This is a genomic window from Paenibacillus sp. PAMC21692, assembly GCF_014303795.1.
Lineage (GTDB): Bacteria > Bacillota > Bacilli > Paenibacillales > Paenibacillaceae > Pristimantibacillus > Pristimantibacillus agaridevorans.
In genome coordinates this window covers 7,804,235-7,823,270 of record NZ_CP060293.1, presented here as the reverse complement: position 1 = coordinate 7,823,270, position 19,036 = coordinate 7,804,235, and the positions used below count along the sequence as shown (strand labels likewise).

At 51.4% G+C, this 19,036-nt stretch carries 13 protein-coding genes; 9 read left to right on the top strand and 4 right to left on the bottom strand.

Features of this window, described 5'->3' with window-relative positions; genetic code table 11:
- Positions 1-192 precede the first annotated feature (192 nt).
- The gene (locus H7F31_RS31195; protein WP_187102004.1) at positions 193-2,424 is read left to right on the top strand and encodes a discoidin domain-containing protein; all 2,232 of its coding nucleotides are present in this window, start codon (positions 193-195) and stop codon (positions 2,422-2,424) included.
- Positions 2,425-2,627: 203 nt separating this feature from the next.
- On the opposite strand, the gene H7F31_RS31190 is transcribed toward H7F31_RS31195, so the two are convergent.
- The gene (locus H7F31_RS31190; protein ID WP_187102003.1) at positions 2,628-3,752 is read right to left on the bottom strand and encodes a hypothetical protein; all 1,125 of its coding nucleotides are present in this window, start codon (positions 3,750-3,752) and stop codon (positions 2,628-2,630) included.
- A 219-nt stretch (positions 3,753-3,971) separates the two neighbouring features.
- Here H7F31_RS31190 and H7F31_RS31185 point away from each other — a divergent pair, with 219 nt between their 5' ends.
- From H7F31_RS31185 to H7F31_RS31170, 4 genes are all read left to right on the top strand, one after another.
- A complete protein-coding gene (locus tag H7F31_RS31185; protein WP_187102002.1) occupies positions 3,972-4,922 on the top strand; it encodes a sensor histidine kinase in 951 nt (316 codons plus the stop codon).
- Complete coding sequence (locus tag H7F31_RS31180) at positions 4,919-5,662, top strand: response regulator transcription factor (RefSeq protein WP_261800200.1); 744 nt, start codon at positions 4,919-4,921, stop codon at positions 5,660-5,662. The genes H7F31_RS31185 and H7F31_RS31180 overlap by 4 nt, the downstream gene beginning before the upstream one ends.
- A gap of 104 nt (positions 5,663-5,766) precedes the next feature.
- Positions 5,767-6,693 carry an ABC transporter ATP-binding protein gene (locus H7F31_RS31175; RefSeq protein WP_187102001.1) on the top strand — a complete coding sequence of 309 codons (927 nt, stop codon included), beginning with the start codon at positions 5,767-5,769 and terminating at the stop codon, positions 6,691-6,693.
- A complete protein-coding gene (locus H7F31_RS31170; RefSeq protein ID WP_187102000.1) occupies positions 6,686-7,459 on the top strand; it encodes an ABC transporter permease in 774 nt (257 codons plus the stop codon). The genes H7F31_RS31175 and H7F31_RS31170 overlap by 8 nt, the downstream gene beginning before the upstream one ends.
- Here H7F31_RS31170 and H7F31_RS31165 read toward each other — a convergent pair.
- Positions 7,456-8,397 carry an aminoglycoside phosphotransferase family protein gene (locus tag H7F31_RS31165; protein WP_187101999.1) on the bottom strand — a complete coding sequence of 314 codons (942 nt, stop codon included), beginning with the start codon at positions 8,395-8,397 and terminating at the stop codon, positions 7,456-7,458. The genes H7F31_RS31170 and H7F31_RS31165 overlap by 4 nt on opposite strands.
- Positions 8,398-8,537: 140 nt before the next feature.
- Here H7F31_RS31165 and H7F31_RS31160 point away from each other — a divergent pair, with 140 nt between their 5' ends.
- The gene (locus H7F31_RS31160; RefSeq protein ID WP_187101998.1) at positions 8,538-9,401 is read left to right on the top strand and encodes a phosphotransferase family protein; all 864 of its coding nucleotides are present in this window, start codon (positions 8,538-8,540) and stop codon (positions 9,399-9,401) included.
- 83 nt (positions 9,402-9,484) lie between these two features.
- On the opposite strand, the gene H7F31_RS31155 is transcribed toward H7F31_RS31160, so the two are convergent.
- The gene (locus H7F31_RS31155; protein WP_187101997.1) at positions 9,485-13,834 is read right to left on the bottom strand and encodes a leucine-rich repeat protein; all 4,350 of its coding nucleotides are present in this window, start codon (positions 13,832-13,834) and stop codon (positions 9,485-9,487) included.
- 192 nt (positions 13,835-14,026) lie between these two features.
- On the opposite strand from H7F31_RS31155, the gene H7F31_RS31150 reads away from it, so the two are divergent.
- Entirely contained in the window at positions 14,027-14,587 is a 561-nt protein-coding gene (locus H7F31_RS31150; RefSeq protein ID WP_187101996.1) for a dihydrofolate reductase family protein, read from the top strand.
- Positions 14,588-14,852: 265 nt separating this feature from the next.
- On the opposite strand, the gene H7F31_RS31145 is transcribed toward H7F31_RS31150, so the two are convergent.
- Positions 14,853-15,545 (bottom strand): queuosine precursor transporter, encoded by a 693-nt coding sequence (locus H7F31_RS31145; RefSeq protein ID WP_187101995.1) that lies wholly within the window; start codon positions 15,543-15,545, stop codon positions 14,853-14,855.
- Between the two features lie 192 nt (positions 15,546-15,737).
- Between H7F31_RS31145 and trpB the strand changes: the two genes are divergently transcribed.
- Together trpB and H7F31_RS31135 are read left to right on the top strand one after the other, a co-directional pair.
- Entirely contained in the window at positions 15,738-16,898 is a 1,161-nt protein-coding gene (trpB, locus tag H7F31_RS31140) for a tryptophan synthase subunit beta (RefSeq protein WP_187101994.1), read from the top strand.
- A 225-nt stretch (positions 16,899-17,123) separates the two neighbouring features.
- Positions 17,124-18,986 (top strand): SLC13 family permease, encoded by a 1,863-nt coding sequence (locus H7F31_RS31135; protein WP_222622730.1) that lies wholly within the window; start codon positions 17,124-17,126, stop codon positions 18,984-18,986.
- Positions 18,987-19,036: the final 50 nt, after the last annotated feature.

Sequence of the window (19,036 nt, the reverse complement as noted above, 5' to 3'; positions counted from 1 at the left end):
TGAATACCAATACGAATGATGCAATAGTCCGTATTCTTCTGATGCACTCCAGTTTCCGCATACCAGGCCAGTTGACGCGACTAAATGAAGTTGTGCGAATTATTTGGATAGGAGAAAGGGGCAACATTGATGGAAGGGCCAGGAGTAAAGCAAGGAAATAAACGGATTAGAGCAATGATAAGAGGTTACTTGATGGCGCTAGCAATTATCGTTTCGTTAATGACAGTCGGAGCGCCTGCACTTGCCGGACTGGATATCGGGGGGCCCCCCACGCATGTGGTCGTGTCCTATGAAACAAACGGGGGCTCAACGATTGACTTTGACCATGTGAGCTCCGGAGGCAAATTGGTGTTTCAGCGAACGCCGGTAAAGGACTGTTACAGCTTCGCCGGCTGGTACTACGACAGTGCGCTAACGCAAGCCTATAATGCGTCCGATCAAATTACTAGAAACCTGACGCTGTATGCCAAATGGACCGCTACGAGCGCAAATGCACAGTGCAGCTTTGCTACATTGACCTCGACAATCGGTACGGTAAGTACGGGCGGGACTGCAAATGAAACTATCACTGTCGGGAACGGCATCCAATTAGCCGCGTTAAAGGCCGCGATTACGCCGTCAAAGGATGCAACGTTCGAGATTTACAATGCAGATGGAGTAACTAAAGCGACGACACTCAAGACGGGTACGAAGATCATCGTAATCTCGTTAGTCGGGACGAGTAAGGTTATCTACACGGTAACGGTAAGTTCTCCGAATTTGGCATTAAACAAACCCGCAACGGTCGGGAGTACGTGCAGCGCCACGCAAAATGCGGCCAAAGTCGTAGACGGCAGCGTCACCAACGACAGCCATTGGTGCTCCCTGTCCAGCAACCGTTGGCTGCAGGTCGATCTCGGCTCCGTCCAACAAGTAAGCCAATTTCTCATCAAACATGCATCGGAAGGCGGACTGTCGGCTTCGTATAACACGAAGGCTTACAACATCCAAGTTAGCTCCGATGGCACTAATTGGAGCGAGGTCGTAAAGGTTAACAACAATACGAGCGGCGTTACGGTAGACAATATTCCTCATGCGCAAGCCCACTATATTAAATTGAATGTCACGACGCCTACGCAAACGGTGGACTCCGCGGCAAGAATTTATGAGTTCGAGGTATATGAGCATCAAAATTTGGCATTAAATAAACCCGCGACGGTCGATAGTACGTGCAACGCCTCGCAGACGGCGGCCAAAGCCGTGGACGGCAGCGTCACCAACGACAGCAAATGGTGCTCCCTGTCCAGCAACCGTTGGCTGCAGGTCGATCTTGGTTCCGTCAAGCAAGTGAACCAATTTATTATCAAGCACGCAGCGGAAGGCGGAGAGACGGCTTCCTATAACACGAAGGCTTATAATATTCAGACCAGCAGCGACGGCAAGAATTGGAGCGAAGTCGTAAAGGTAACGAACAATACGAACAGCCAGACGGAAGACAATATCGCCCCGGTATCGGCAAGATATATCAAGTTAAACGTAACGACGCCTACGCAAACTACAAACCGTGCTGCAAGAATTTACGACTTTCAGGTATATGGGCCTCAAAATTTGGCATTAAATAAACCCGCGACGGTTGACAGTACATGCACAACCACGCAAACCGCTGCCAAAGCCGTGGACGGCAACGTCAACAATGATAGCAAATGGTGCTCCAAGTCCAATAACCGTTGGCTGCAGGTCGATCTCGGCTCCGTCAAGCAAGTGAACCAATTTGTCATCAAGCACGCCTCGGAAGGCGGAGAGACGGCCTCCTACAACACGAAGGCTTATGATATCCAGGTCAGCACGGACGGAGTAAAATGGAGTTCGGCAGTTAAAGCAACCAACAATACGAGCGGCATCACGGTAGACAAAACGACCGTAGTACCGGCTCGCTTTATCAAGTTAAACGTTACGACGCCTACGCAAACCCAAAATGCCGCGGCAAGAATCTTTGAATTCGAGGTATACGGTCCTCAAAATCTGGCATTAAATAAACCCGCTACGGCCAGCAACACGTGCAATGCCTCGCAGACTGCGGCCAAAGCCGTGGATGGCATCGTAACCAATGACAGCAAATGGTGCTCCTTGTCCGGAGACCGCTGGCTCCAAATTGATCTCGGTTCCGTAGAACAAGTGAACCAATTCGTCATCAAGCACGCCTCGGAAGGCGGAGAGCGCGCTTCCTATAACACGAAGGCTTACAATATCCAGGTTAGTAACGACGGTACAAACTGGACCAAGGTGGTCAACGTAACCAATAACGCGAGCGGCATTACTGTTGACAATATTACGGGAGCAACGGCTCGATATATTAAGCTGAACGTCACGACGGGCACACAGACCGCAGGCACTGCAGCAAGAATTTTTGAGTTTGAAGTGTATGGAACAAACGCGACACCGTAACGTTGCAACGAAAAAACATTCATTTCAAACCGTGAGTCGACAGAGTTCGTCGTGTCCATAGTCACGCATCCAGGCCTATGCATATGCGCATAGGCCTGATTGTGATGTGTTTCTTAGTAAACATCAACCTTGAACTTCTTGATTGTCCCAAGGCAATTTGCTCGGAACAGAGGTTGTTAAGTCCAAGTCCCTGGCATCAGCCATTATGCCGTGCCATCAGGGGCGGTACGCAGACCGTTGGCTCCGTTTCGCAGCAGCTCGGCTGCCCAACCCCGGGCGGCATCGGCAATCTCTTGCATGTTAACAGCTTCGGCCGCAGGCTGCTCGACGGCATTGCGAAGACGTCTGGCTTTGGCTAAATGCCCGATGGCCTCTTTCATGGCGGAGGCATAGCCGGATTGTATCGGCGCCAGTTGGTCGGCATGCAATTCATCGGTTCCGGGAGCGATGCATAAATCGTACATGTCGATAATTTCATCGGTTTCGCGGTCGGGAAAATATTCATGCGGCGCAGTGCTGTCGAAGACGGCTGTGCCAAGCTCGCGGACGATGACCATATCGATGCTGTTCGGATCGAAGCCGCAATGATACACCTCTACATCGTAGCCGCGTCGCAATCCTTCAGCGGCGAGCCGCTTCAGCAGCGTCGACTTGCCGGAGCCTGCGCGGCCTTTGATCAGGTAGCGTTTCAGGCCTTGGGTCAGCTCCGGTACAAAATCGACCGCCCCGGCAGGCGTTGCGGCGCCGAGGAAACGGTCGTCTCGGCGGCCCTCCTTGGGCAAGGACGTTTCGCCGAACAGACGCGAGACGTATGCGTTCGCTACGCGGTTCGCCGCTTCGAAGCTCATGGCGCTGATGTAAATCGCTTCCCAGTCGTCATGAATGTCCAACGCGCGGGCAAAGCAACTGTAGGCGTTGCCCTCGTTCTCCTGCAAGGAGCCCTCCGCCACGATTAAATCCCCCGATGCCAATCCGCTCTCCGAACCGGACGCCGCCAGCGACAGATGGATCGCCTTGCAGCGAATATCGGCAGGCAACGGTCTCATGTGAAGGGGAAGCGCCCCTTCATGGATAAATCCGGTTTTCCTGGATGGAATAATGACACCGTCGAGCAGCTCGTGATCCTCGGGCCGATGCAACAGCCATACATCGCAGGATGCGGAAAGCGCCTCTTCGGCGATGATCCGCATCGCGGCGGATTGGGCGGCAGCGGGCGCGGGCCGCGCCACGTACAGCAAATCAATCCCCATCAGCGACGATTCCAGCAAATTCCAAGGCCCTCTGGCCGTATGACCCCTCACGAAGAAGGGAGTAGCAGTTCCTCTCATGATCAGCACACCTTTCCGGGCGAATGTCATGGTTACCCTTCCAGTGTATTGCGAAGCGAGGGAGTTGGTTCCGCTGCAGGGCAATTCTTAGCGGCGGGCATCGGTAAGTCAAATGGCTGAGATTCAGTGCGCCTTTGAGGCACTTGGCTGTGGTAAGATGAGGATATTGTAACCGAGGTTTAGATTTCGCCGATGCCAAATCGAAAAGGAAGTGGCCGTATGCTCGCTGCTTTACTCATCGTATCGCTGCTGCTGATGCTGCAAACCGGGTACGGACTGTATTATAGAAGGCAGATTCGAGATGTTGGTCGCCAACTGGACTTCATCGGCAAGCACGACTCCTTCAAGCTGATCACGACGCAGCTCCAGTCGCGGGAATTGTCCCGGCTGGTGGAAAGCTGCAATGAACTGTTGCGCGAGCGGCGGGCGCAGAATCAGCGATTTATTCAAAAAAACGAGGAAATCCACGAGACGATCGCGAGCCTCTCGCATGATATTCGCACACCGCTGGCAGCGTTGGACGGCTACCTGCAGCTGGCGGAGCGAGCAAAGCCAGTGCAGGAGCGAACTGAGCCAGTGCCGGAACGTGCCGAGCAGGCTTCGCATCGCGCAGACTATGTGCGGCTGGCCCGCAGCCGGATTAAGGGAATGGCCAAGCTGATCGAGGAGCTGTTTCTTTATACGAAGCTGCAGAACCCGGACTACAGGCTGGAGTTGTCGACGGTCGACGCCGCGGAGCTGCTGCGGCACAGCCTGGTCATGCAACTGGAGCCGATCGCCGCTACCGGCTATGAGCCGGAACTGGCGCTGCCGAGCCAAGCGCTTGTCGTCGGACAGGCGCATGCGATCGAGCGGGTATTCGGGAATGTGCTGAGCAACTACGTGCATCATGGCGAAGGCCGACTAACCATTCATTGCCGGGAGACGGAGAGCGAGTGGGAGTTTATGTTCGCCAATCCGCTGCCCCCCGGTCGAACGATTGACGCGGAGCGGTTGTTTCAGCGTTTTTATAAGGCGGACCCGGCGCGCACCGAACAGACCTCGGGGCTAGGGCTGACGATTGTGCAATCGCTTGTGCAGAAGATGAAGGGATCGGTTCGGGCGGAGCAGCTCGATCAGCAATTTTGTCTGTGGATCCGATGGCCGAAGAAGCGGGAGGAGAGGGTATGAGCCGGAGAGAAATCGACGATATGCGAGGAACGGAAAAACAGCGAGGAGCCAATGGCAGAATTCTGATTGTGGAGGATGATGCGCAAATCAGCGAAATTATCGCCGAAGGCTTGCGATGCGAAGGCTTCCGATGCACGCAGGCATATTCCGGCAGCGAGGCGATGCTGCATCTGGCTCAAACCGGCTACGAACTGATCGTGCTAGACCTGATGCTGCCCGGCTTGAGCGGCGAAGCGCTAATCAGTCGCCTGCGCGGGGAGCTGCGCTCGAGCGTGCCCGTCATCGTGCTGTCGGCGCGTGATCAACTGGATCACAAGCTGGAGCTGTTTGCACTAGGCGCCGACGATTACGTGACCAAACCGTTTGAGCTGGCGGAGCTGATCGCGAGGATACACGCCCATCTAAAGCGCGCTGGTCCAGCCTCGGAGGCGGAGCCGGCGTACCGGCATAAACAGCTGCTGCTGGACAGCCGAACGTATCAGGCGACCGTAAAGGGCCATCCGCTTCAGCTGACTAGACAGGAATATCGTATTCTCGAGCTGCTGCTAAAAAATCCGAGCCGGGTGTTTACCAAGCAGGATTTGTACACGCTGGCCTGGGACGAGCCGTATATGGGCGAGGACAAAACGATTACGGTGCACATCAGCAACATCCGCAATAAAATCAAGGCGCATTGCGAGCAAAGCTATATCGAGACGATCTGGGGAATCGGCTTTCGCCTGAGCCGGGCGGAGCCGTAGGCTGCAAAAGCTGCTATTACAGATCGGGTTTTACGATTTCTTTACCTTTTCTTGACGTCAACTTGGCTTTCTCGGTGTTAAATGAGAGTAGGGAGGTGACGGGAATGCAGGAATGCATCATAGAGCTGAATCAGATCAGCAAGGCTTATCGCTCGCGGACGGTGCTGCACCCGATCGATTTGCAGCTGTATCGAGGGGAAATCTTTGGACTTATCGGACGCAACGGAGCCGGTAAATCGACGCTTCTTAAGCTGCTCGGCGGGCTGATCTATCCAACTGGAGGCAGTATGCGGCTATTTGAGCGCTCGACTCGCGAGCAGCGCAGTCTGCATGAACGAATGGGGCTGTTGGTGGAGAACCCCGGCCTGTACGCACAGCTGAGCGGGTTCGACAATATGGAGCTGCTGGCCGACGCCTATGGCATGAAGGCGCGCAAACCCAGGATCGAGGAGCTGCTGGATCGCGTCGGCTTGGCCGACAGCAGCAGGCGGAAGGTCAAGGAATATTCGCTTGGGATGAAGCAACGGCTCGGTATTGCTCTCGCGCTGCTGGGCAGCCCTGATGTACTAATCTTGGACGAGCCGATCAACGGACTGGACCCGCAGGGCATTGTCGATATCCGGCATCTGCTGCTGGAGCTGAACAAGACGGGGCTGACGATCGTGATTGCCAGCCACATATTGGAGGAGCTGTCGAAGATGGCGACTCGGTTCGGCATTTTGCATGAGGGACGGATGGTCGAAATCGTCTCGCGCGACGAGCTGCTGCGGCAATGCGAGCAGCGCATTGAGATTCGGCTCACCGAGCCGGAGGCGGCGATTCCGATTCTGGAGGCGGAGCTGGGCATTCGTCGTTACAAGCTGCTTGATAGCCAGCTGTTGCAAGTGTATGACGAGCATGCCGAACTGTACCAGATTCATGCCGCGCTCGTGAAGGGCGGGGTCACGGTGCATGGCATCGCCAGGCAGCAGGTCAGCCTGGAGCAGTATTTTCTGGAGCGTACCGGGGACGGAGGTGTGCCGAATGCTTAATATATTGCGAATGGACTTCCGGCGGTTTCGCAAAAACAACATGCTGCCCCTGCTATTGGCCGTGTTTTTCGCCTTTCAGTTGTTCGGAATATTTATGATGAGCCGTTATGCCGACAGCTACAGTGCCGGGCTTGCGCCGGGCTCGATGAGCGCCAGCGAGTTTTTCCAATATATGCTGGCACAGCCGCCTTCATGGATGCTTCTGTATGTGGCTGTGTTCACGGTTCATTATACTTGGAGCGAACGCAGCGCCGGCTTCTACAAAAACTATATCTCCATGCGTCATGCGAGGGTATCAAGCGTGCTGGCAAAAGCGCTACTGCTGGCGCTGTTTACGCTATTGTTGTTTGTCGCGGCGGTAGCGGCGAACGCGCTCGGGAGGCTGCTGTTTTTTGAAAATGCGCCGACAGGCGAGCTGGGTCAATATGCGCTTCTGCTGCTGCTGCAGTTTTTGCTGCATTGGGCATTTGCCGTGATGATGCTGTTCGTGGCGCTGGCGGCGCGCAGTCTGATCGCGGGATTGATTATCGGGCTGCTGCTTGCGCTGAATCTTGTCGGCTATAGTCTGTCCGCGCTAGCCGCGTTGCTGCTGGGCGAGGACGGGGCCGGCATCGCCTCATGGTGGCTGGTCAATCGAATCGTGCATACGCTTGAGCTGGGGCAAGGGGGGGCGGGCGTGCTGGAGCCGGCGATCGTCGCGCTGCTGTTTCTGCTGCTGTTCGGCGCGGCAGGTGCGGTGTTCAGACAGCGCGAGGATTTGCGTTAATCGGCCATTTCTTGCAATTCTTTCGTGAGGCTAGCCAGCGTCTTCGTTCGTTCATTGGACTCCTGTCGGTCGAATAAAAGCTGTTCTAGCCATTCCCAAGTATCCTCTAGTCTGCGTCTTACCTGATAAAAACGCAGAACGTCGGGGATCAGGGCAAACTCAGGATATCGTTTCCGATAGACGCTTAAAAATGTTTCATAATAAGGTTGATCAACAAGGAACATGAAGTCCGCCTCGACGGGGGCCAGTCGCAATCCTTCCCAATCGATCAGGATAACCTGTTCTTTTGTTTGCATCAGATTCCAGTTATGGAGGTCTGTATGGCATAGTACATTTCGTAAGGGTCGTTGTGGCAAATCCCTTGATCGTTTTTCTATTTCATCGATAAGTTCACTTAATTGTTCTGAATGCTGGTCTATCACTTCTCTTACGTCTAATGGAGCAATCGATTGCCCATTGATTAGCTGCTTTAATTGACTGACAAAAGGAATGGAGAAATCTTCTTTAAGATGCTGCGTTTTAATTGGCAATTGCTCGTCGTACGAGTGAAGCTCTGCAATTATGTTCGCTAGTTGTACCACCTGATTGTCCGTTAAATCCCGGTTTCCAATGGTTTCTCCCTCAATGTAATCATAGAGCAGAAAAATACCGTCAGCGTTAGAGCATTGGTAATTACCGTCCTTTGTTACGCGGGGCACGGGGATTTTTCCATTTAGACTGCTGTGTTGATGGAGCCAGATCAGGACAGGGACATATTCGTTTATCAGGGCTGTCCATTTTGGAGTGGAAGCTCTGCTTTTATCGTAAATTTTCAAGAAGTACGGGCGGTTGCCCGCAATCATCTTGTAAGCAAGCGCGGACCAGCCGCCTTGTTGAGGTGTAAGGTGCGACACGTTCAGCTCATAATGTTTATATATCGTTTCTTCAATTTTTTTCATAAGTTCTCCATTTGGAAAATAATAGGTAGAAGCTGTTACATCTCCTTCTTTAGGGATAATTATAATTGCACACGTGTTTATGTGCAACGAAGTTGCAGACAGTGGTGAAAGACTATCGTTCGCACGGGGAGCTGATGGATTTGGATCATTGGAAGAAGCAATTAATGGAGCAAAGGTTGGAACATGTGAGAGCGGAGATGGGGGAACTGTCCTTTCAGGAAGTTGAGTTCATCACCACGGGATGCGAAAAAGATGTTTTGATTTTGGATAAAAATACAGTAATTGCTTTCTATCGCAAAGGATTGCAGATCGAACGCTATAACGTACGACAAGAACTGCTTCGGAGTTTAGCAAGGCGGACAGAGGCGGTTTTGCCTGAATGTCTGTATTGTTCTCCAAACCAAACTTTTGTAGTGGAAAAATATGTGCCCGGTTCGCGAATTACACCTCAATATGTGGAAAAAAAACATTTGGAAAGCGCGCAACAAATAGGTCGACTAGTAGGAAGTTTTTTGAAGCAACTTCATATGACATCAGAACAAAAGCCGGTTTTACAGACCGGTTTTGCGGAAGATGTTCGGAATGATATGGTTGAAGGAGTTAAGTTGCTGCAGTCTAAGCTGTCACAATCAGAGATGGAGCAGGTGAAGGACTTTCTAAAAAAATATGATGAAACTTCGGCATCGGTTCAGGGATGTATTGTACATGGGGATTTCCACTTTGATAATATTCTGTGGGATGAGAGCAGCGGTCGGATTGGAATTATAGATTTTAGCGAAACGGGAAGAGAAGACCCCGCATTGGATTTTATGTATATGGCTTATTATCCTATGGAATTCAGGCGCGCGGTATTTGAGGAGTATGGTTCAGAAGATACAAAACTATATGAAAGAAGCCAAATGTACGATAGAATCTATGGTTTGTATGATATGATCGAAAATATTCAGGGAAATCCCAGGAAACCTAGCTTTGAAAAAGGGTACGCAAGATTTTTTTTCACATAAGAAAGTATAAGCTTTCGGTCCTTGAAAACGAACACCACATGGAGTTGTTACAACCCCATGTGGCGAATTTTTTATAGTGTAGTCTATTCCAAAAATCCAATCTCTTTCATAAATCGCTCCAACATAACCGCTGCTTGTGCGCGCGTCGCCGTTTCTGTCGGCGCTAGTTGGTTTGCGGTCTTGCCTTGAATAAAACCGCTTGCTACGGATTCAGCCATCGCATCCTGGGCCCACGACGAAACTTTTGCCGCATCTTCAAACCTGCTTAATACGTCTGCCGTTGATCCGGCGCTTACTGTCGCCTCTGTCGCAATTCTATATGCATTTGCCAGCATCACCGCGATTTGTTCCCTCGTTACTTGCTCGTTCGGCGCAAAGCTCGACTCGCCGATTCCTCTCACGAGTCCGCTTCTTGCCCCTGCTTCTACTGCGGACGCATACCAATCACTTGACTGAACATCCGCGAATAGATTCCCATCAGCAACCGATTGGACGCGCAAACCGAGCGCCCGTACCAGCAATGCCGTAAACTCTGCTCGAGTAACGGCACGGTCAGGAGCATAGGATGTCTTTGACATACCGGTTACAACTCGCTTGGACGCCAAATGCTCAACTCCAAGCCTCGCCCAGTGCGAAGTCATATCGGCAAACCGAACCTGATCTGCTTCCATAATGGCATAAATACTATTGTGCGGCATCCGCATCACTTTCTCCGAACGTCCATCGAGCAACAAAGAGGAGACTGCCGGGACGAAAGTAAACGATTGATCCGCAGGATCATATAAAACAGCCGTATAATTTTTTTGTGCCAGGCTAGTGTCCAGAATAATCGACTTGATCATATACGCGCCGCCGAAATCATTTAGTTCCAGCGTCTGCCCGCCTCCGGTCACGACGAGTTGGAATTCAATCGGCTCGCTAAGCAACTGCATTCCCTCTTTCTCGGCTGCTTGCACTAAACCCTCCAATCGAGAACCCGTCACGACTTTGATCAAAATATTTACGTGCAAATCATTTATGTCTGTACCTAACTTTGCAGCCAACCCATCCAGATCCAGCACATTTACTTCCAGTTGGAAGCTGGAGCTGTCCAGCCGAGTTTCAAACACGACGTCCGGACGAACGGCTTGTGCCTCTTTTAATATCTTGGCAGGCAAGGGAAGCTGTACCGGCGATTTGCGTTCGTTAATTTCGATGCGGACGATCGGTTTATCCACTTTTTCCAATAACTTCGGAATCTGTTCCAGCACGACATCGGGTAATTTAACCACATCTACGACTTCACCATCATCTTGCTTGATGTTTACGATGTCCCTGGGAGCAACCTTAATCACAATTACTCCATCTTTGAGCTTCACTTCCGTCTTCGGTCCTTCCCAAGGCTGAGTAGGGGGAACGACTAAAATATTCGCAATCGTGATCGATTGTACCGCTTCGTTTCCTGCATGGTCACGGGCATACACGGTGTAGTCACCGTTCTTGCTTACGGTAAACTCGTCGGTAAAGGTTACGCCTTCACTTGCAAAGTATTCTGCCGTTTGCGTTCCTTCCGCCCATTTCAAGCTGTTGATTCCGCTGCCTGCTTCCCCAACATCAACGGTTACCGTTACATTGCCGTACGTTGGACCTGTTGGCATCGGTGTCAATTCGATAACAGGGGCTAGACGATCAATGTTTGCAATCGTGATCGATTGTACCGCTTCGTTTCCTGCACGGTCACTCGCATACACGGTGTAGTCACCGTTCTCGCTTACGGTAAACTCATCGGTAAGAAGGGCTTCGCCTTCATTTGCAAAGTATTCTGCCGTTTGCGTTCCTTCCGCCCATTTCAAGCTATCGGTCCCGCTGCCAGCCTCTGTAACAGCAACGGATACTGTTACATCTCCGTTTGTTGGACTCGTTGGACTCGGTGTCAAACCGATTTCAGGGGCTAGACGATCAATGTTCTCAATCGTGATCGATTGTACCGCTTCGTTGCCTGCATGGTCACGCGCATACACGGTATAGACACCGTTCTCGCTTACGGTAAACCCACCCGTAAAGGCTGTGCCCCCGCTTGCAAAATAACCCGCCGTTTGCGTTCCTTGTGCCCACATCAAGCTGTCGATCCCGCTGCCTGTTTCCACAACAGCAACGGTTACCGTTACATTGCCGTACGTTGGACTTGTTGGCATCGGTGTCAATTCGATAACAGGGGCTAGACGATCAATGTTTGCAATCGTGATCGATTGTACCGTTTCGTTTCCTGCACGGTCACTCGCATACACGGTATAGGCACCGTTCTCGCTTACGGTAAACTCATCGGTAAGGGGTGTGCCCCCGCTTGCAAAATAACCCGCCGTTTGCGTTCCTTGCGCCCATTTCAAGCTGTCGATCCCACTGCCAGCATCTGCAGCATCAACAGTTACTGTTACATCGCCGTTTGTTGGACTCGTTGGGTTCGGCGTCAAACCGATAACAGGGCGTAGACGATCAATGTTCGCAATCGTGATCGTCTCTACTGATTCGTTTCCTGTCCGGTCACGCGCATACACCGTATAGTCACCGTTCTCGCTTACGGTAAACTCATCGGTAAAGGCTGTGCCCCCGCTTGCAAAATAGCCCGTCGTTTGCGTTCCTTGCGCCCATTTCAAGCTGCTGATCTCGCCGCCAGCATCTGCAACATCAACAGTTACTGTTACATCGCCGTTTGTTGGACTTGTTGGGTTCGGCGTCAAACCGATTACAGGAGCTTGACGATCAATATTCGCAATCGTGATCGTCTCTACCGCTTCGTTTCCTGCATGGTCACTCGCATATACGGTGTAGTCACCATTCTCGCTTACGGCAAATTCTTCGGTAAAGGCTGTGCCCCCGCTTGCAAAATAACCCGTCGTTTGCATTCCTTGCGCCCATTTCAAGCTGTTGACTCCGCTGCCTTCTTCCTCCACATCAACCATTACCGTTACATCGCCGTTTGTTGGACTTGTTGGGATCGGTGTCAAATCGATGACAGGAGTGGTGTGATCCACCTCCAGCTCGATTTGATATTGCTCTGTTAATGCATTAGGGGCTTCCACGTCAATAGTAATCGTCTTGGATCCCTCAACAAGATCGATTGGCGCGGTGCTTGATCCATAAGGAACAACGGTCTGATTGATCTTTACTTCCGAAAATGGAACAGCGCTGGTCGCTGTCACCGTGACAGAGTCAGCGTTCGTTGCCAGGTTGAAGTTCCGCTCAATCGGATTGAAGTGCAGTCCCGGTATATCCAATTCCAAATTTTTCAGCTCCGCATTGAGATCTTGAAAAAGGTATCCGTTGTTCGCGGCATATGTCTTCGCATTAGAGGGATCTTCGCTATAGAAGGTCACTTCAAGGGGGTTTTCAGAAATAACCTGTCCTGCTGGCGAGACGAGATCAAATAGATAGTTCCCAAAAGTTGTATTTGGATTGAGAGCCAACAAGTGAACAATTTCATTATCTCCAAAGGCAGCCCTACCAACCGATATTACACTGGAAGGAAGCGTCAACTCCGTTAGTTGATTGGACATAAACGCCCTTCCGCCAATTTGCGTTACCGAGCTCGGGATGGTTAGCGAGGTGAGTTGGTTGTCCATGAATGCTATCTCGCCAATCTCCGTTATCGAGTCCGGTATGTTCACTGTTGTTAGAAGATTGTTTCTAAAAACCCCCCCGCTAATTGTTGTTATACTATCGGGGATTTTCACATAAGTCAGTTTATTCTCACTGAATGCACCAGGGTTGATTGCCGTTACAGTATCCGGAATAATCAGCGAGGGCAGCAGATTATTTTTGAATGATTCTACTCCTATTGTCGATACCGAGCTCGGGATGTTCAACGTTGTTAGCCTATTGTTGGCAAATGTTAAGGGATTAATCGTTGTTATTCTGTCAGATATTTCAACAGTTTCCAATATATTGTCGGAAAAAACGCTCCACTCGATCTCCGTTACGGAGTTCGGAATGACCAGGGAGCTCAGCAGATTGTATTGGAACGCTGACTGTCGGATCGTTGTTAGGCTGTCCGGGAGCTCCACGGAGGCCAATAGATTATTCTCGAACGCCTTTCGCCCAATCTCCGTTACCGAGTTCGGGATGATGAGCTCTGTGAGACTATTCCCGGCAAAAGCCTCTTCACCGATGTTCTTTACTGTGTTTGGAATGTTCACCGCAGTTAGCTGTTTTCCCCGGAATGCTCCGGTACTAATTTCAACTACGTTCAGCCCGTTAAATTGAGCGGGAATATCAACTATTGCTTCGTCTCCCAAATAATTCGAGATCCGGACGGCGGTGCCATCGACAGTCAACAGGAATTCGTAATCGCTTTCCGCAGCCTGCGCCATAGGCACAGGGTACAGCGTGTTGCCGGACCATACTAGCAATACAGCCAGTATCACTAACATTGATTTGCCTAAAACTTTCTGATTCATGGGTTGCCACCTTTCTTTCCAATAAATATCTGACTAGTTTCGAGAACTTATTTCTAAACATATCAAATTGCTATGAAAGAATTATGAAAGATATAGGAGAGTTAAAAGGAAATTTGCCTCACATGAAAATTGGGGGTTATAGTATATTTATACAAAACAATGAAAGTAATATAATTCGAGGAGGAGTTGAAAATGACAAAAGTAGTCTTTGGTATGACGATGTCGCTTGATGGATTCATTAATGACGCGAATGGCAGTGTCGCCCTGCTCTATCCTGATATGATTGAGCTTGGCCAGACCGACCTGATGCAGGAGTGGATTGACACAACCGGGGCTGCAGTTATGGGGCGCAGAACCTTTGGAATGGCTAGTGATCCTGATGGCTACGCCGATGCTTATGAGTTTCAAGTACCCATTTTTGTTATTACTGAGCAAGCGCCGGAGAAAAAACCAAAAGAAAACGGCCGTATAAGCTTTACGTTCTTAGATGATGTCGAAGCTGCGATTCAGCAAGCCAAACAAGCCGCAGGGGAAAAAGATGTCACGGTTGTGGGCGGCCCGAGCGTCGGTCAACAATTGCTAAAGGCCGGTCTTGTGGATGAATTGCAAATTGGCATTATGCCTATTTTGCTTGGCGAGGGGCAGCGGCTTTTTGAGCATCTTGAAGGCATGCAGATCGTGCTCAAAAAGACAAGGGTCGTTGAAACGGGCCAGCGTACTGACATGTGGTTTACAATTGAAAAGAATGGCTGACCGGTAACGGAAATGCGGGACCTTATTTCGAGAATTTCAGCTTTTTTTAAATGCTAATGGAACTGAGCGCTGCTAATCGCCTGTTTTTATAGCTAATCCTATCAAATCGCAAGCAATAGAGTCGCTCAGTTCCGCTAGTGCTCCAAAAGCGCCATTTGCCGTTGAATAACGCGTCTCAATTCCGTTAGCTATGCTGGCCTTTCATCCCGTATCGATAAATAGGGCAGCCTCTATTAAAATTGCGCACTTCCAAGGTCCGCGAGGCTTATTCCTCGCGGACTTTCATATTTCTTGCCCAATAGAGCACCGGCGTGGCCAGGAACGAAATGAGCAGCTTCAGCAGATACGTCGTCAGAAAGATTTGGATCCAAATGTCGAAGGCATGCACCTTGTAAAAAGCGATCGTGCAAAACACGAGGGAATCGACGAATTGGCTCACAAGCGAGCTGCCGTTGATCCGGATCCAAAACTGATTGCGCACCGGGAACTTCGTCTTTAGGTAACTAAAGACCCGGACGTCCAGAAACTGGCTGATAAAGTAGGCGCACATGCTGCCGGCCGCGACCTGCGGCAAGAAGCCAAAGAGCGCCTTCATCGGCTCGTGCGCGAAGTCATCGGCTTGCGGCACGAAGCCGAGCGTCATCTGCATCAGAATCGTGGACGCAATGAGCGTAAAGAAGCCGAACCATACGGCTTGCTTGGCCGATTGCCGGCCGTACTTTTCATTAAGCAGATCCGTCGACATATAGATGGACGTGTAAATCGTATTGCCCAGCGTCATGACGATGCCGAACGTGCCGATGGACATCTCTATCGTTTTGGCGACCTGGATATTGGCGATCACGGTGGCAAAGCCAATCCAGGCGTATAGTCCTTTCTTGCCGAACATGCGATAGCACAACAGGAAAAGGCCAAAGTGGACGAGCATAAAAAGCACGCCCCACAACAAATTGAACATGATAAAAAGGCCTCCTTAGTTTTGGTAACGCGGGATGGTTACGAACCGCGACTGACGATATAGACAGCCACTATCCTAACAGTTTTTCCTATGATTGAAAAGCTAAATCTCAAAAGGTTGACTTCAGTAATTTATGGTAAAATGTAAGGAGTGAACAGCCAATTCTATTTCGAATAATGGAGGCGCTTACCTATGGACCAACAATTGCAGCGAGAGGGATACTTTGGAGAGTTTGGGGGCAGTTTCGTCCCGCCGGAATTACAGGAGGTCTTGGGTTACCTGAGCGACCAATTCTACAAGCTTAAAGACGATCCGGAATTTAAGGAGGAGCTGCGCTATTACCTGAGCGAATACGTTGGCCGCGAGAATCCGCTGACGTATGCGGAGCGGTTATCCAAGGCTTGGGGCGGACCGAAGATTTATTTGAAGCGCGAGGATCTCAACCACACCGGAGCGCACAAAATCAACAACGCGATCGGCCAGATTCTGCTTGCCAAACGTATGGGCGCCAAGCGGATTATCGCGGAGACCGGCGCGGGGCAGCACGGCGTTGCCACGGCAACGGCCTGCGCGATGTTTAACATGGAATGCGTCATCTACATGGGAGCCGAGGATACGCGTAGGCAGGCGCTTAACGTGTTCCGCATGGAGTTGCTCGGCGCAACCGTCGTACCGGTCGACAAAGGACAAGGACGATTGAAGGATGCCGTAGACGAAGCGCTCGGCGATCTGGTCCGCAATTACAAGAACACGTTTTATCTGCTGGGCTCCGCGGTTGGTCCGCATCCGTTCCCGACGATGGTCAAGCACTTTCAGGCCGTTGTTAGCGAAGAATCGAAGCGGCAGATTGTGGAGAAAGAGGGGCGATTGCCGGATGCAGTAGTGGCTTGCGTGGGCGGAGGCAGCAACGCGATTGGCGCATTCGCGCACTACATCGACGAGCCGACCGTTCGTTTAATCGGCGTTGAACCGGATCAAGCACCGTCCTTAACCCAAGGTGTACCGAGTATTATTCACGGCTTCAAGTGTCTGGTGCTGCTGGACGAGAACGGCGAGCCGCAAAAAACCTACTCCATTGCCGCGGGACTCGACTATCCGGGCATTGGGCCGGAGCATAGCCACCTCAAGGTGACGGGCCGGGCAGAATACGCAACGGTCACCAATGAGGAAGTGCTGGAGGCATTCCAGGAATTATCCCGCACGGAAGGAATCATTCCCGCCCTGGAGAGCGCTCATGCGATTGCTTACGCGAAGAAGCTGGCTCCGACAATGGACCAGGATCAAATTATTATCATTAATTTGTCCGGCCGCGGGGATAAGGATGTAGAGCAAGTCTATCAAATGCTGAAATAAACGTACGGGAAGGGCGTCCAGAGGGCGCCCCTTTTTTGTTCCTATTATTGATTTGTTCTTATCCCAATCCCAATCATCCAACGCCGTCGCTTTCCAACAGAGAATAAAAGCGGGATTATGCGAGTATTATAGCCTGCCGGCTTAGGGGGGTGATTAATGCTCCCTCTTTTAGTATGCTAATAGGACAGGCATATTCTGGTATCACCGTTAGAAGGGAGCTTTTACGTGAACGGTCCTATGATTCTCACTTTATCCGTACTAGCCGTTGCGTCTGTTTTGTTCATCTCCGGGAAAGTGCGTTCCGATTTGGTTGCCATCGGAGCGCTAATCGTTTTAATGCTGTTTGACATTCTCACGCCAGCCGAGGCGTTGTCCGGCTTCGCCAATTCGGTCGTCATCATGATGATCGGGTTATTCATTGTAGGCGGCGGTATCTTCCAAACGGGGCTCGCGAACATGGTCAGCAGGAAGATGCTGAAGCTGGCGGGGACGAACGAGACTCGGATGCTCGTCATGATTATGGTCGTCACGGCTGTCATTGGAGCGTTCGTGAGCAATACGGGGACGATTGCCGTCATGATGCCCATTGTTGTAAGCCTGGCGATGAGCGCGAAGACGAATCCGGGCAGGCTGCTCATGCCGCTTGCTTTTGCCAGCAGCATGGGGGGCATGCTCACGTTGATCGGAACCCCGCCCAACATGGTTATTCAGGAGGTATTGTCCGCGAGCGGCTATAACGGGATATCCTTCTTCACCTATACGCCGATCGGTCTCGTCTGCATAGCCGTAGGCATCGTCTCCATGCTGTTCCTGCGCAGGTTCTTGCCGCAGAACGACAAGGATGAAGGCGACCGGCGGACGGGGCGTTCGCTGAAGGAGCTGGCGAAGAAGTACCAGCTTACGCAAAATCTGTACCGCGTGCAAGTGACGGACCATTCCCCGGTTCGCTTCAAGACGCTGCAGGAGCTGGACATCTCCGCGCGGTACACGTTAAACGTGATCGAGATCAGGCGGAAGATATCGGCCAAAAACCAATTTTTCAAAACGATTAACCAGGAAGTCGCCGGATCGAATACGATCATTCAAGAAGAGGATATTATGTACGTGTACGGCGCCTTCGAGCGTGTCGAGGCGTTTGCGCGGGAGTTCGACCTGACGATGCTGGATCATCAAGTCGCGGAGAACAAACGGGCATCGGGCACGGAACTGTTTGCGACGGAGGATGTTGGCATCGCCGAAGTCATGCTGACGCCAACGTCCGGGCTTATTAACAGGCTCGTCAAACAATCCGGCTTCCGGGAGAAGTATCGCTTGAATATACTCGGGATCCAACGACAAGACCAATATCTTCTCCATAATTTGAAGGAAGAGAAGATGCGCTTCGGCGATGCCTTGCTCGTGCAGGGGACGTGGAAGGATATCGCGAGGCTCGCGAACGAATCGGATGTCGTCGTTGTAGGGCAGCCGATTGAGGAATCCCGCAAAGTGACGATGGACAATAAAGCGCCAATCGCCGCGGGCATCATGCTCCTGATGGTCGTGCTGCTGGTATCGGATTTCATTCCCGCAGTGGCGTCAATCATGATCGCGGCTGTCCTGATGATTGTGTTCGGTTGCGTGAGAAGCATGGAGGAAGGGTACAAAACGATCAATTGGGAGAGCGTCGTGCTGATCGGCGGCATGATTCCAATGTCGATCGCGATCGAAAAGACGGGCGCCGCGGCGCTGCTGTCCGAAGGAATGGTAGGCGCGTTAGGCGGCTACGGCCCCATGGTCTTGCTTGCGGGCGTCTACTTTACGACTTCGCTTCTTACATTGTTCATCAGCAATACGGCATGTGCCGTCCTGTTCGCGCCTATAGCCCTCTCGGCGGCTCTTCAGCTTGACGCCAATCCGTATCCGTTTCTGTTCGCGGTATCGATCGGGGCCAGCATGTGTTTCGCTTCGCCCTTCTCCACGCCGCCCAATGCGCTTGTCATGTCGGCTGGACGTTATCGTTTCTCTCATTATCTCAAGGTTGGATTGCCGCTGCAGGTCATTATGGGCATCGTAATGGTGGCCGTGCTTCCGTTGTTTTTTCCGTTGTAAAGCACCGATGAATTCTTCCCGGTTGAATCGTCTATAACTATGAAGGCAGA

Excerpts from the sequence above, each read along its gene's own strand:
- H7F31_RS31180 (WP_261800200.1), top strand. The coding sequence starts at position 4,919 with ATGAGCCGGAGAGAAATCGACGATATGCGAGGAACGGAAAAACAGCGA.
- H7F31_RS31175 (WP_187102001.1), top strand. The coding sequence starts at position 5,767 with ATGCAGGAATGCATCATAGAGCTGAATCAGATCAGCAAGGCTTATCGC.
- H7F31_RS31195 (WP_187102004.1), top strand. The coding sequence starts at position 193 with ATGGCGCTAGCAATTATCGTTTCGTTAATGACAGTCGGAGCGCCTGCA.
- trpB (WP_187101994.1), top strand. The coding sequence starts at position 15,738 with ATGGACCAACAATTGCAGCGAGAGGGATACTTTGGAGAGTTTGGGGGC.
- H7F31_RS31165 (WP_187101999.1), bottom strand. The coding sequence starts at position 8,397 with ATGAAAAAAATTGAAGAAACGATATATAAACATTATGAGCTGAACGTG.
- H7F31_RS31190 (WP_187102003.1), bottom strand. The coding sequence starts at position 3,752 with ATGAGAGGAACTGCTACTCCCTTCTTCGTGAGGGGTCATACGGCCAGA.
- H7F31_RS31185 (WP_187102002.1), top strand. The coding sequence starts at position 3,972 with ATGCTCGCTGCTTTACTCATCGTATCGCTGCTGCTGATGCTGCAAACC.
- H7F31_RS31170 (WP_187102000.1), top strand. The coding sequence starts at position 6,686 with ATGCTTAATATATTGCGAATGGACTTCCGGCGGTTTCGCAAAAACAAC.
- H7F31_RS31155 (WP_187101997.1), bottom strand. The coding sequence starts at position 13,834 with ATGAATCAGAAAGTTTTAGGCAAATCAATGTTAGTGATACTGGCTGTA.
- H7F31_RS31150 (WP_187101996.1), top strand. The coding sequence starts at position 14,027 with ATGACAAAAGTAGTCTTTGGTATGACGATGTCGCTTGATGGATTCATT.
- H7F31_RS31145 (WP_187101995.1), bottom strand. The coding sequence starts at position 15,545 with ATGTTCAATTTGTTGTGGGGCGTGCTTTTTATGCTCGTCCACTTTGGC.